Source organism: Tsuneonella rigui, assembly GCF_003958625.1.
GTDB classification, from domain to species: domain Bacteria; phylum Pseudomonadota; class Alphaproteobacteria; order Sphingomonadales; family Sphingomonadaceae; genus Tsuneonella; species Tsuneonella rigui.
This window is the reverse complement of the sequence record NZ_RSEL01000015.1, coordinates 139,031-151,137: the sequence shown is the minus strand read 5'-3', so window position 1 is coordinate 151,137 and position 12,107 is coordinate 139,031. Positions and strand designations below refer to the sequence as shown.

Sequence of the window (12,107 nt, the reverse complement as noted above, 5' to 3'; positions counted from 1 at the left end):
GATCTGTCCGCTACGCCGGCTCTTCCCGCTAGAGCCGCTTCACGGCCGCGTTGATCTCCGCCCCGCGCGCGTCCTTCAACGCGCCGCAGTTCCGCACTCTCTCGATCGCCCGCTCGAGCGAAAGCGCACCCGGGGTGTTCGCGAACAGCGGCCGGAACCGCTCGGCGATCTCGTCCGCCTTGACGGTCGAGCAAAAACCGCCGAGCGCGCCGGGCGCGGCGCCTGCGAAGAAGATGCCGCTCGACCCCGCCATCAGGTCCTTCAAATGGGCGGACAGCCAATCATACCCGAGGTCGCGGGTCTCGACCGCGCCGGCAACTCCCAGCACCGCATAAAGGCGCTCGGTCGCCCGGAGCCGTTTGTCGGTAAACTCGTCGAGCACCCACCGCGCGATGGTCGCGTCGCCCGAACCCGAGATTGCGCCCAAGGCTGCGGGTCGGAACACCGGGTCTTCTGATTTGAGCGCGGCGTCGGCCAGCGTCTTGGCCGCGGCGAGGCCGCCCTTGCGGACGTACGCCTCGAGCGCCAGGCTCATGAATGCCGGGTCGAGCGCCTTGGCATCGCCAGCGAGGTAAGCAGCCGCCGCCCGGTCGAGCGTCGCCTCGACCGCCGTGTCGCGCGCAAAGGCGAGGTCCCCGACCGCGCTCTCCCGGCGCTGCAGATCGGCCGGGTCGCCGCCCGTGTAGGCGCCCGCCGCCGGATCGAAGCCCAGCGCCGCAAAATCCTTGCGGGCGAGGTCGCCGACCCACCGGCGATAGTGGGCGGCCGCCTCCTGATCCAGAATTCCCGATCGCCGGAGCGGTGCGAGCGAATTCGTCGCCCACCCTCTCGCGTAGGAGTCGGGGTTGGCCTTGAGCTTTTCGGCGAGCGCGATGGCTTGCGCCGGGGTCGCGCGGCCGGCTCGGAAGCTTGCATCGAAGCTGTCGGCGAGCGCCATTGCCTCGGCCGCGCCGAGCGTATCGGCGGTGGCGATCAGCGCGTCCCAGTCCTTCGCCGGCAGTTCGAAGCGGTAGTATCCGGTCCCCCCAGCGTTGGGCATCAGCGGGTCCGAGCCGGCGATGGCGAAGGGCGCGCTGCGGTCGGTCAGCAACTGGCAATCGCGCGCGTCGCCGCGGCGCATGCACACGGGCACGCCCCAGGTGGTGGCAGGCGCGGTGACCCCAAGGGGAGCATAGCGGCTCTGGCTGATGGTGTATTTGCCGTCCGCTCCGCTGACGGTGATCAGCGGCACCCCCTGCTGATCGGTGAAGCTCTGCATCGCCGCGGTGAACCGCGGATCGCCCGCGGACTTGGCCATCGCGGCGAAGAAGTCCTTGCTGGTGGCATTTCCATAGCGGTGCGCGGCCATGTAATCGCGCACGCCGGCGCGGAACTTGTCGGGCCCCAAGAACGCCGCGATCATCGAGATGACGTGACCGCCCTTGCCGTAGGTGATCGAATCGAACGCCGAATCGGTCTGGTCGTTGGTCTCGATCGGCTGGTGGATCGGTCGCCCGGCGGTGAGCGCGTCGGTGCTCATCGCGGCGAATCCTTCCTCGAGCGCGCCTTCGCCGATGCTCAGGTCGGGCCGCCACTCGCCACCGATGGTGAAGCCCATCCAGTTGGCGAAGCTCTCATTGAGCCAGATGTCATCCCACCAGCTCGGCGTCACCAGATCGCCGAACCACTGGTGCGACAGCTCGTGCGCGACAACCATGCCGAAGAGCTTCTTCTGGTCGACCGGCGCAGCATCGTTCATCACCAGGATGCCGTCGCCGTAGAGATCGGCGCCGGCATTCTCCATCGCCCCGCCCATCAGCGGCGAGGTGATCTGGTCGAGCTTGGGATAGGGGAACGCCTGCCCGAAGTAGGCTTCGAGATGCTGCACGATCGGCTTCGAGTTCTCGAGCGCGAACTGCAGGTTGGCGGCATTGGTCTTGGTCGAGACGATCCGCAACGGCAGCGGCGTGGCGCGCTGCGGTGTGGGCGGCACCTCGCCCTCCACCACCGCGAAGGGCCCAGCCATCATCGCGACCAGGTATGTCGGCAGGGGCAGCGTCGGCGCAAAGCGGTGAACTTGCCAGCGATCCTCGAGCGTGCTCGAAACCTCAGGCGCATTGCTCACCGCGGTCTGGCCGGGCGGGGTGCGGATGGTGAGCGTAAATGGCACCTTGAAGCCAGGCTCGTCGAAGCCGGGGAACGCGGCGCGCGCGTCGATCGATTCGAACTGGCTCCAGCCGTACCAGTCGTCGCCCACCTTGGCGTGGAACAGCCCGCTGGCATTGCCCTGGTATTTGCCGGTGTAGGCGAACGCGAGCGTCGCCTTGCCCGCCGGGATCGCCTCGTCGAACACCAGCCGCGCAACGCCGGTCGGATCGACCTCGTGCCAGTGACCGGTGTAGCTCTTGCCGCCTGCCGTCGCGGTTACTGAGCTCATCGTCAGGTTGCGGCCGTGCAGATCGATGTAGCGGCTCGGACGCGCCAGCGTCACTTCGATTTCAGTCTCGCCCGAGAACCCGTCCTTTGCCGGATCGAACCGCGTGTCGATCCGATAGGCCGAAGGGACTACCGCATCGGTCAGCCGTCCATGCGGAACCGCGCCGAGCGCGATGACTGCCGGGTCGGCCGTGGGGGCATCGGCCGCGAATGCCGGCGCGGCGAACGCTGCGGCGCCCGCCAGCAATGCCGCGGACAGCGAGAACAAGCGCATAAAATCCCCCCTCGAACACTATTTGCCGGAACGGTTTCACTCGCAACCATCTGCGGCGCAACTGGATTGTCGACGATCCGACGACTGGCGCCGATCAGCGCATCAGGCCACCGATCAGGTTGCGCACGAAGCGGCCCGCGAATGGCCCCGCCACGCTGGTCGCGAGCGAGCCTGCTCCGGAAATCGCCGCGTTGCGCATCGGATTGGAGCGCGACGACTTGCCCAGCATCTTGGCTGAGGCAATCGTCGCGGCAGATCCCACCGCTGCACTTGCCGCCGCCTTGGTGGCGCGGCCGAACATGCTGCCCCACAGGCTGGTGCTCTTGCGCTCGCGCTGGCCGACTTCTTCGCGGCTGCTTGCCTCGACCTCCTCGGCGGTCGCGGCGGCGTCGGTGGCTTTTTGCGCCAGCACCTCCGCAGCGCTCTCGCGGTCGACCCGCTGATCGTACTTGCCCGAGAACGGGCTGATCGACTGGATGATTGCGCGCTCCTTGGCGTCGATCGGGCCGATGCGGCTGCGCGGCGGCTTGATCAGCGTGCGTTGCACGATCGAGGGTGCGCCATCTTCCATCAGCGTCGAGACCAGCGCCTCGCCGGTCTTCAGCTCGGTGATGGCCTCAGCTACATCGAGCTCGGGATTGATGCGGAAGGTCTCTGCCGCTGCCCGGATCGCCTTCTGGTCACGCGGGGTATAGGCGCGCAGCGCATGCTGCACCCGGTTGCCGAGCTGGCCCGCGACCTTCTCGGGAATGTCGATCGGGTTCTGGGTGATGAAATAGACGCCCACGCCCTTGGAGCGGATCAGGCGTACGACCTGTTCGATCTTGTCCTGCAGCGCATCAGGAGCCTCGTCGAATAGCAGGTGCGCCTCGTCGAAGAAGAACACCAGCTTGGGCTTCTCGGGATCGCCGACCTCGGGCAGCGCCTCGAACAATTCGGCGAGCAGCCACAGCAGGAACGTCGCGTAGAGCTTGGGGCTCTGCATCAACCGGTCGGCGGCGAGCACGTTGACGATCCCGCGGCCCTTGTCGTCGGTGCGGATGAAATCGGCGATCTCAAGCGCTGGCTCACCGAAGAATTCCGCCCCGCCCTGGCTGTCGAGACTCAGCACCTGCCGCTGGATGGTGCCCACGCTCGGCTTGGTGACATTGCCGAACCGCGCCGATAATTCGCTCGCGTGCTCGCTGGCATGCGCGAGCATGGCCTGCAGGTCTTCGAGGTCGAGCAGCAGCAGCCCCTGCTCGTCGGCAAAGCGGAAGACGATGTCGAGCACGCCCTGCTGGGTCTCATTGAGATCGAGGAGGCGGCCGAGCAGGAGCGGCCCCATCTCCGACACCGTCGTGCGGATGGGGTGGCCCTGCTGACCGTAGAGATCCCAGAACACGACGGGATTATCGGCGTAGGAATAGTCGGTCATGCCGAGATCGCGCGCGCGCTGCTCGAGCGCCGCGGCATTCTTGAACGCGGGCGAGCCCGGCATGGAGATGCCGCTCAAATCGCCTTTTACGTCGGCGAGGAACACAGGCACACCCTCGGCCGAGAAGCCTTCGGCGAGGCCCTGCAGCGTCACCGTCTTGCCGGTGCCAGTCGCGCCGGCGATGAGGCCGTGGCGGTTGGCGCGCGACAGCTCGAGGAATTGCTTCTCGCCGTTGTCGGCCAGGCCGATGAATATCCCGCCCATCGCACGATTCTCCCGCTGCGCGCGCTCCGTCTGCGGGGCGGCTCCGCCCCGGTCAAGTTCCCGCGACACAGTTACTCGACAGCGAGGTCGAAGCCGCTAATGCGAAAGGGATGGCCGGGCGCGCCCCTTTCGTATTGCTCGACGATGCCCGCGGCGACGGCGCGGCCGATGCGCACGTGTTCGAGAACCCCGTCCAGATATTCGTCGCCCGCCGACCGGCGGAAGTCGCCGAGGTGCTCGCGGCAGCGGACGCCGCGCGCAGCAGCGGCGGGACGCTGGCCGGCTATATCGCCTACGAAGCGGGCCTGGCGCTGGAAGGCAAACTCGCGCCGCTCGCAGCCAGCCGGACGGGCGCTGCCGGGCCGCTGGTGTGGCTCGGGCTGTTCGAGGAGCCGCGGACGATACCCGCCGCGAATGTGCCCCAGTGGTTGGGCGAGCACGGCGGTGGACATGCCTCGCTCGGGCCCCTGGTGCCGCAGCTTTCGCCCGGTGGTTACGCCGACGATTTCGACCGGCTGCAGGAAGCGATCCGGGCCGGCGACATCTACCAGGCCAACCTGACCTTTCCGCTCGCCGGCAGCTTTCGTGGCGATCCGCTAGCGCTCTATACCGCGCTGCGCGAACATGCCCGAGCGGGGTACGGCGGAGCGGTGTTCGACGGACAGCACTGGCTGCTGAGCCTGTCGCCCGAACTGTTCTTCAGCCTGCGCGACGGCGAAGCCAAGGCCAAGCCGATGAAGGGTACGCGCCCGCGTTCCGCCGACACGAGCGCAGATGCCGCGCTGGCGGAGGAGTTGGCGAGCTCGGTCAAGGACAAGGCCGAGAACCTGATGATCGTCGATCTGATGCGCAACGACCTGTCGCGCGTCGCCGAGCCGGGATCGGTCCGGGTCGATGCCCCCTTCGCGGTCGAAAGCTATCCGACGGTCCACCAGATGGTGACCACTGTCCGCGCGCGGCTCCACGAGGGGCATGGCGCGATGGACCTGGTTCGCGCGCTGTTCCCCTGCGGATCGATCACCGGCGCGCCCAAGATTCGCGCGATGGAGCTGATCGCCGAGGTCGAGCGCGACGCGCGGGGGCCGTACTGCGGGGCGATCGGCCGCATCGGGCCCGGCGGCGAGGCGGCGTTCAATGTCGCCATCCGCACCCTGCGCCTGACCGAGATCGAGAACGCGCAAGGGAGCGCCGTGCTCGGGGTCGGCTCCGCCATCGTCGCCGACAGCGAGACGCTGCCGGAATTTCGCGAAAGCCTGATCAAAGCTGGATTCGCTGCCCGCGCCGCACCGGGCTTCGACCTTATCGAGACGATGCGCTTCACTCCCAACGAGGGCATTCCCCTGCTCGAACTGCATCTCGAACGGATCAAGGCCAGCGCCGCGGAGCTCGGCTTCACATTCGACCGGCACGTCGCACGCAACCGTATCCAGGCGCTGTGCTTCGATCTCGACGGCCCTGCACGAGTCCGGCTCCTTGCATCGCACCGGGGCGAATTGGCGCTCGAAGCGGCGCCCCTCCCCGAGCCGTTCGCCGAACCGGTCGCCTGCATTGCCCTACCGCTGCCGGTCGATCCCGGTGACTGGCGCCTGCGGCACAAGACCACTGACCGCGATTTCTACGATCGCGCGCGCGCGGTGGCGGCCGATGAAGGGACAACCGAGGCGCTGTTCGTCCTCGACGACGGCCGCGTGACTGAGGGCAGCTTCACCAACCTGTTTGTCGAGCGCGACGGCGTGCTGCTGACCCCGCCTGCTTCGCTCGGTCTGCTCCCCGGCGTGCTCCGCCGTTCGCTAATCGACAGCGGACAAGCGCGCGAAGCCGACCTGACCCTCGGCGACCTCGTCGATGGCTTCCTGATCGGCAACGCTCTGCGCGGCCTGATGCAGGCGCGGCTCGCATGATCCCGATCCTGTTCGAGGACGGCGAGGCGCTGGTGATCGACAAGCCCGCTGGCCTGCCGGTCGATCGCCCGCGCGCCGGCGGCCGATCGTTGGCGGATCATCTCGACGAATTGCGGCTGGGCTTCCAGCGCGAGCCTGCGCCGGTGCACCGGCTCGATACCGACACATCCGGCTGCCTGCTCCTTGCGCGCAATCCGAAAGCGCTGGCGCGGTTCGCCCGCTCGTTCGAGGAGCGGCAGGTCGAGAAGCGCTACCTCGGCATTCTCGCGGGCGAGATTAGCGGCGACGAGGGCACGATCGCGCTGTCGCTATCGAAGATCAGCTCGGCGGATAAGGGCTGGCGGATGATCGCCGCCAAGAAGGGCAAGCCCGCCGTCACCCACTGGCGCCGGCTGGCCGTAGCGGGCGGCCGTACGCTGGTCGAGTTTCGCCCCGAGACCGGGCGCACGCACCAGATTCGTATCCATGCGCTGGCCGGGCTAGGCGTGCCGCTCGCGGGCGACCCGGTTTATGGGAGCAAGGCGACCGGCCCGCGCACGATGCTTCACGCTGCCGGCCTGACGGTCCCACGAGGCGAGAAGCCTGCGATCGTCGCGGAAGCACCGTTACCGGCCGATTTCGCGGCACTCGGATTCCCCGATGGTTGAGGGCGAATCGCTGGTGGATGCAGCGGTCGAGCGCGCCTTGGCCAGCGCGCGCGAAAGCTTCCTCGCCGCCACCGGGCCCGGCGGACAGAACGTCAACAAGGTTGCGAGCGCGGTGCAACTACGGGTCGACGCCTACGCACTTCGCTTGTCGCCCGACGTCTTCGCCCGCCTCAAGTCGCTCGCCGGAAGCCGCATGACCGCGGCTGGCGAAATCGTCCTCGCCGCGCGCCGCTTTCGCACGCAGGAGGCGAACCGCACGGACGCGCGCGAGCGGCTCGAGGCGTTGATCCGCGAGGCGCATGACCGTCCCACCCCGCGCGCCAAAAGCCGGCTCAACCGGGTGGGCAAGGAAGCGCGCATCAAGGCCAAGAAATCGCGCGGCGTGGTGAAGGCCGGGCGCGGCAAGGTCGAGTGGTAGCGGGGCGTCCGCGCGCTTGACTTTCGCCGGTGTTTGCACCAATGGGCGCCCCCGACGGGCGGCGCGCGTGTGCCGCCCTTGGTATTTGTGGCCCGCTGTGGCCCTCTAGCAGATCAGGAAAACGCCATGGCGAAGCCCGCAACCGTTAAGATCCGGCTGGTCTCGACCGCCGACACCGGCTTCTTCTACGTTACCAAGAAGAACCCGCGCAACCACTCGGAAAAGTTCACCTTCCGCAAGTACGATCCCGTCGCGCGCAAGCACGTCGAGTTCAAGGAAGCCAAGATCAAGTGATCCTGAACCGCCGGAACCACCAGGGTTCAGTGGCGGTTCAATGCCCCGACGCTAACCGCCGGAGCATGTTTACCTTGCACGAATTTCCCAAGATCACTTTGCGCGCCGCGATTGCCGGCGCGCTGTCCGTTTCCGTGCCTGCCGCAATGTTGGCAGTGCCGATGGCCCCTGCCGTGGCGCAGACCAGCCAGCTCGATCAGGCGGTCGCCGCGCTGCGCGGTATCTCGACCATGACGGCGAACTTCACCCAGACCGACCGCAAGGGCCAGACCCTGTCGGGCGTGTTGACCCTGAAGCGCCCGGGCAAGATCCGCTTTGAGTATCAGAAGAGCGCCAAGATGCTCGTCGTCTCGAACGGCAAGTCGCTCTATCTGGTCGATTACGAGGTCAACCAGGTCCAGCGCTGGCCGATCGGCAACTCGCCGCTCGGCGCGCTGCTCGATCCCAATCGCGACGTGAAGAAGTACGGCAAGCTGATCCCCTCGGGGACCGACAACGTCGTCACCGTCGAGGTTAGGGACAGCAAGCACCCCGAATACGGGGTGATCACGCTGATCTTCGTGCGCAACGCGAACGCGCCGGGCGGGCTGCAACTGACCAACTGGGTCGCGCTCGATTCCCAGAACGGCCGGACCACGGTGCGGCTGACCAATCAGCGCTACGGTGTTGCCGTCCCTGACAGTGCGTTCACCTTCAAGGACCCGCGCCGCTCGACTGGTCGCCGCTAGGCACCGTCTTGCCCGAACGCCGTTCGCCGGCTGCGACCAGCCGCGCCAAAGCGTTCATGGGGCGGAAAGCCGGCCAGCCGTAAACCATGTTCAGCAGGACGGTCTGAGGCGGGTTTCCCCCCTGTTGCCCTGACCTCATCAGAGGCCACCTGCGCAAGCGTGACGAACGCTACAAGGAACCCTCGCACCAATGCCCCCGGTGCGAGGGTTTTTTGTTGAGGTTGTAAGGGGGCGGCGCGCTCCCTATCCGGCTCCCATGGTTTCCGTCGCCACCTGGAACATCAATTCGGTCCGCCTGCGCATCGACCAGGTCGCGCGCATGTTGCGCGAGCAGGACGTCGACGTGCTCTGCCTGCAAGAGATCAAGTGCCAGCCGCACCAGTTTCCGGCCGAGGCGCTGGCGGAGCTCGGCTACGTCCACCAGGCCGTGCACGGACAGAAGGGCTATCACGGGGTCGCCACCGTCAGCCGGCTGCCGTTCCGCGAACTCGGGCGGCACGACTGGCAGGATAACGGCGAGGCTCGCCATGTGGGTGTCGAGCTTGAAGGCTCGGGCCTGATCGTCGAGAATGTCTATATTCCCGCGGGCGGCGATGTGCCCGACCGGGAGGTGAACGCGAAGTTCGGCCAGAAGCTCGATTTCCTCGAGCGCATGACCCACTGGGCCGATGCGCTCGACCGGCCGACATTGATCGTCGGCGACTTCAACGTCGCCCCGCTCGAATGCGATGTCTACGACCACAAGGCGCTGCTGAAGGTCGTCAGCCACACACCCGTCGAAGTCGAGGCGCTCACCCGCTTCGGCGACGCGCACGGCTGGGTCGATCTCGGCCGGCAGTTCATCCCGGCTCCGGAGCGGAATTACTCTTGGTGGTCCTACCGCAGCTTCTGGCGGCAAAAGGATCAGGGGCGGCGGCTGGACCATATGTGGGCCAGTCCCGAGCTGGCAAAGCACGCGGTGAGCCACCGGCTGGTCGAAGACACTCGCCGGTGGGATAGCCCGAGCGATCACATTCCGCTGGTGACGGAGTTCGATCTCTGACCGCGCCCAGCCCGGCCCGCCGCGCGGCGCAGGCGGTCGATGCGCTGCGCCACGGGTGGCCGATCGCGCTCGAAGGTGGTCCGGTCCTGCTGCCGGCCGAGACCGCCGTTGCGGCAGGCGCCCTCTCCCGGCAGATGCTGATTTCGGCAGCGCGGGCGGAGACGCTCAAACTGGTCAACCAACGCGAGGCGGCCGAGCCGCATGCACCAGTGCTAGTGCGCGGCGCGGAGCTGTTCGACCTGTCCGCTTCGCGCGCGCTGGCGGACCCTGCACTCGATCTTGCGACCCCGTTGAAGGGGCCGTTCAAGGCCGAACCGCTCGACTGGTCGGAAGGGGCGGCGGCGGCGCTGGAGCTAGCGCGGATCGCGGGCATCCTGCCGGCCTTCCTGGTCGATCCCCACGCCGCGGGGGAAGCGCAACCATTCGACGCCTCCGACTTGGCAGCCTTGACCGACCCGGCACGGCTGGTGATCGCCGCGCGCGCCCGGCTACCGGTCAATACCAGCGAGGAATGCGAGATCGTTGCCTTTCGCAGCGCCGACGATTTGCGCGAGCATGTCGCTCTGGTGTTCGGGGAGGCGCGCAGCGACCGGCCACCGCTCGTGCGGCTGCATTCCGAATGCCTGACCGGCGACGTGCTTGGCAGCCTCAAGTGCGATTGCGGTCCGCAGCTCGATGCCGCGCTCCACGCAGCCGCTGCCGAGGCGAAGGCGGGCGGCTGGGGAGTTGTCCTGTACCTGCGGCAGGAGGGGCGCGGGATCGGCCTGATCAATAAGCTGCGCGCCTATCGATTGCAGGACCAGGGGTTCGACACGGTCGACGCCAACCAGCGGCTGGGTCTGCCCGACGAAGCGCGCGACTTCCCGGTGGCGGCGCGGATGCTGGGGCTGCTTGGCGCGCGGGAAATTCGGTTGATGACCAACAATCCGGCCAAGGTCGCCGCGCTCGAGGCAGCGGGCGTCCTGGTGGTCGAGCGGGTGCCGCACCAACTCCCCGACAACCCCCACAATGCCCGCTACCTCGCCACCAAGCGCGACCGGGCGGGGCATCTGCTGCGGTGAACCTCACGATCCGCCCCGAGCGTGTCGGTGACGAGGATGCGATCCGCTCGGTCACCCGCGAAGCGTTCGCGGGCCAGCCGCACAGCGATGGAAGCGAGCCCGCGATCGTCGATCGGCTGCGCGCCGATGGCGATCTCGCGCTGTCGCTGGTGGCCGAGGAAGATGGGCGGATCATCGGCCATATCGCTTTTTCGCTTGTGACCATCTCGGACGGTGCGGCCGATTGGTACGGCCTCGGCCCAGTCGGTGTCCTGCCCGAAAAACAGCGCCGCCAGGTCGGCGCACAAATGGTTAAACATGGCCTGCGCGAGCTCGCCAGCCGCGGCGCGCGCGGCGTGGTGCTGCTGGGCGATCCGGCCTACTACCGCCGCTTCGGTTTCGAGCATGATCCGGCGTTGGCGTATCCCGGACCACCACCGGAGTATTTTCAGCGGTTGGTTATCGCGGGAGAACCGCCCGCTGGCGTGGTCAGGTACGCCAAGGCGTTCGGCTAGAGCCGGCGGCCGATCGGCTGGCCCATCCGTACCGTGCTGCCGGGGACAAGGTCAGGCAGCCACTCGACCTTGCCGGGTTCGAACAGCAGCACGACGGTCGAGCCGAGGTAGAACCGTCCCATCTCGTCGCCCGCCGCGAGTTTGGGTCCGTCGGCAAAGGTCCGCTGCTCGACCGCTTTGCCGTGCGGCTGGAGCCGGCCGCTCCACACCGTCTCGATCCCGGCGACGATCATCGCGCCGACCATCACGCTCGCCATCGCGCCGAGCGGGGTGTCGAAGACAGCAGCAAGGCGTTCGTTGCGGGCGAACAGGCGGTCGACCCCGTCGGCGGTGACCGCATTGACCGAGAACAGGTCGCCCGGAACGTAGCGGGTGCTGCGCAGGGTGCCGTCCGCGGGCATGTGCACGCGGTGGTAGTCCTTGGGCGAGAGGTAAATGGTGACGAACCGCCCTCCATCGAACCGCGCGGCGTTGGCGCTGTCCCCGCCGAGCAACTCGGCGACCGAGTAGTCGCGCCCCTTGGCCTGGACGATGCGGCCGCCCTCGATCGCGCCCAACTGGCTGACCGCGCCATCCGCCGGGCCGAGCACGCACTGCGCCGCGTCGCCCAGCGGCCGCGCGCCGGGTTTCAGGGCGCGGGTGAAGAACGCGTTGAAGGTGGGATAGACGCTGGCCGGCTCGGCGGCCTCGCGCATGTCGACATCATAGGCGTCAATGAAGCGCTTGATCAGGGTGTTCTTGACCCACGGAACAGTGCTGTCGGCGAAGCGCCCGACCAGCCGCGAGAGGGCGTGCTGCGGGGTCAGGTGCTGGAGACGGATGAACGCGGCGGACATCAGCGGAGCTGGCTGTCCTTGCTCCCGCGCCGGTTGATCGCCGAGTGGCGCACCTCGGTATCGCGCTCGGCCTGGCATGCAACGCAGGTGCGCACGCCAGGCAGCGCCTCGCGCCGGCGCACCGGGATCGGCTCGCCGCAGTCGTCGCAGAACTCCGCGCTCGGCCCGGTGGGCGTGCGCGCACGCGCGGCGGCGACCGCGTCCTTCACTGTGTCGTCGATCTGATCCTGCACCGCGCCGTCGCGGGTCCAACCGCCTGCCATGAGAAGCTCCTTGCCGGATCAACCGGCGAGAGCAAGCACGCGTTCCCTTGAGT

The 12,107-nt window shown here is 67.8% G+C and carries 12 protein-coding genes; 8 read left to right on the top strand and 4 right to left on the bottom strand.

The genetic code is table 11. The features are described from left to right. Window positions 1–28 precede the first annotated feature (28 nt). Window positions 29–2,689 (bottom strand): M1 family metallopeptidase, encoded by a 2,661-nt coding sequence (locus ELY12_RS07600; protein WP_126176100.1) that lies wholly within the window; start codon window positions 2,687–2,689, stop codon window positions 29–31. A 94-nt stretch (window positions 2,690–2,783) separates the two neighbouring features. Then, window positions 2,784–4,370, bottom strand: a complete 1,587-nt coding sequence (locus ELY12_RS07595) for a helicase HerA-like domain-containing protein (protein ID WP_126176099.1) — start codon at window positions 4,368–4,370, stop codon at window positions 2,784–2,786. A gap of 110 nt (window positions 4,371–4,480) precedes the next feature. On the opposite strand from ELY12_RS07595, the gene pabB reads away from it, so the two are divergent. The 8 genes from pabB (at window position 4,481) to ELY12_RS07555 (ending at window position 10,955) form a co-directional block, all read left to right on the top strand. Beyond that, entirely contained in the window at window positions 4,481–6,271 is a 1,791-nt protein-coding gene (pabB, locus tag ELY12_RS07590) for an aminodeoxychorismate synthase component I (protein ID WP_126176098.1), read from the top strand. Then, window positions 6,268–6,918 (top strand): RluA family pseudouridine synthase, encoded by a 651-nt coding sequence (locus tag ELY12_RS07585; RefSeq protein WP_126176097.1) that lies wholly within the window; start codon window positions 6,268–6,270, stop codon window positions 6,916–6,918. Before pabB ends, ELY12_RS07585 begins: the two co-directional genes overlap by 4 nt. Next, window positions 6,911–7,336 carry an alternative ribosome rescue aminoacyl-tRNA hydrolase ArfB gene (gene arfB, locus ELY12_RS07580; RefSeq protein ID WP_126176096.1) on the top strand — a complete coding sequence of 142 codons (426 nt, stop codon included), beginning with the start codon at window positions 6,911–6,913 and terminating at the stop codon, window positions 7,334–7,336. Before ELY12_RS07585 ends, arfB begins: the two co-directional genes overlap by 8 nt. Window positions 7,337–7,462: 126 nt before the next feature. Then, window positions 7,463–7,630, top strand: a complete 168-nt coding sequence (gene rpmG / locus ELY12_RS07575; protein ID WP_126176095.1) for a 50S ribosomal protein L33 — start codon at window positions 7,463–7,465, stop codon at window positions 7,628–7,630. Window positions 7,631–7,695: 65 nt separating this feature from the next. Then, complete coding sequence (locus ELY12_RS07570) at window positions 7,696–8,358, top strand: LolA family protein (protein WP_126176094.1); 663 nt, start codon at window positions 7,696–7,698, stop codon at window positions 8,356–8,358. Between the two features lie 256 nt (window positions 8,359–8,614). Further along, window positions 8,615–9,400: an exodeoxyribonuclease III gene (xth, locus tag ELY12_RS07565; RefSeq protein WP_126176093.1), complete on the top strand. Its 786-nt coding sequence runs from the start codon at window positions 8,615–8,617 to the stop codon at window positions 9,398–9,400. A 134-nt stretch (window positions 9,401–9,534) separates the two neighbouring features. Then, on the top strand, window positions 9,535–10,461 hold the full coding sequence (gene ribA, locus ELY12_RS07560; RefSeq protein ID WP_241229769.1) for a GTP cyclohydrolase II: 927 nt from the start codon (window positions 9,535–9,537) through the stop codon (window positions 10,459–10,461). Then, complete coding sequence (locus ELY12_RS07555) at window positions 10,458–10,955, top strand: GNAT family N-acetyltransferase (RefSeq protein WP_126176091.1); 498 nt, start codon at window positions 10,458–10,460, stop codon at window positions 10,953–10,955. The genes ribA and ELY12_RS07555 overlap by 4 nt, the downstream gene beginning before the upstream one ends. Here the strand turns inward: ELY12_RS07555 and asd are convergent. Together asd and ELY12_RS07545 are read right to left on the bottom strand one after the other, a co-directional pair. After that, window positions 10,952–11,791 (bottom strand): archaetidylserine decarboxylase, encoded by an 840-nt coding sequence (gene asd, locus ELY12_RS07550; protein ID WP_126176090.1) that lies wholly within the window; start codon window positions 11,789–11,791, stop codon window positions 10,952–10,954. The genes ELY12_RS07555 and asd overlap by 4 nt on opposite strands. Next, window positions 11,791–12,054 (bottom strand): DksA/TraR family C4-type zinc finger protein, encoded by a 264-nt coding sequence (locus ELY12_RS07545; RefSeq protein WP_126176089.1) that lies wholly within the window; start codon window positions 12,052–12,054, stop codon window positions 11,791–11,793. The genes asd and ELY12_RS07545 overlap by 1 nt, the downstream gene beginning before the upstream one ends. Window positions 12,055–12,107 lie beyond the last annotated feature (53 nt).

What these genes read in the sequence shown, in the direction of transcription:
- ELY12_RS07600 (WP_126176100.1), bottom strand. Translation starts at nt 2,689, where the DNA reads ATGCGCTTGTTCTCGCTGTCCGCGGCATTGCTGGCGGGCGCCGCAGCG.
- ELY12_RS07595 (WP_126176099.1), bottom strand. Translation starts at nt 4,370, where the DNA reads ATGGGCGGGATATTCATCGGCCTGGCCGACAACGGCGAGAAGCAATTC.
- pabB (WP_126176098.1), top strand. Translation starts at nt 4,481, where the DNA reads ATGGCCGGGCGCGCCCCTTTCGTATTGCTCGACGATGCCCGCGGCGAC.
- ELY12_RS07585 (WP_126176097.1), top strand. Translation starts at nt 6,268, where the DNA reads ATGATCCCGATCCTGTTCGAGGACGGCGAGGCGCTGGTGATCGACAAG.
- arfB (WP_126176096.1), top strand. Translation starts at nt 6,911, where the DNA reads ATGGTTGAGGGCGAATCGCTGGTGGATGCAGCGGTCGAGCGCGCCTTG.
- rpmG (WP_126176095.1), top strand. Translation starts at nt 7,463, where the DNA reads ATGGCGAAGCCCGCAACCGTTAAGATCCGGCTGGTCTCGACCGCCGAC.
- ELY12_RS07570 (WP_126176094.1), top strand. Translation starts at nt 7,696, where the DNA reads ATGTTTACCTTGCACGAATTTCCCAAGATCACTTTGCGCGCCGCGATT.
- xth (WP_126176093.1), top strand. Translation starts at nt 8,615, where the DNA reads ATGGTTTCCGTCGCCACCTGGAACATCAATTCGGTCCGCCTGCGCATC.
- ribA (WP_241229769.1), top strand. Translation starts at nt 9,535, where the DNA reads ATGCTGATTTCGGCAGCGCGGGCGGAGACGCTCAAACTGGTCAACCAA.
- asd (WP_126176090.1), bottom strand. Translation starts at nt 11,791, where the DNA reads ATGTCCGCCGCGTTCATCCGTCTCCAGCACCTGACCCCGCAGCACGCC.
- ELY12_RS07545 (WP_126176089.1), bottom strand. Translation starts at nt 12,054, where the DNA reads ATGGCAGGCGGTTGGACCCGCGACGGCGCGGTGCAGGATCAGATCGAC.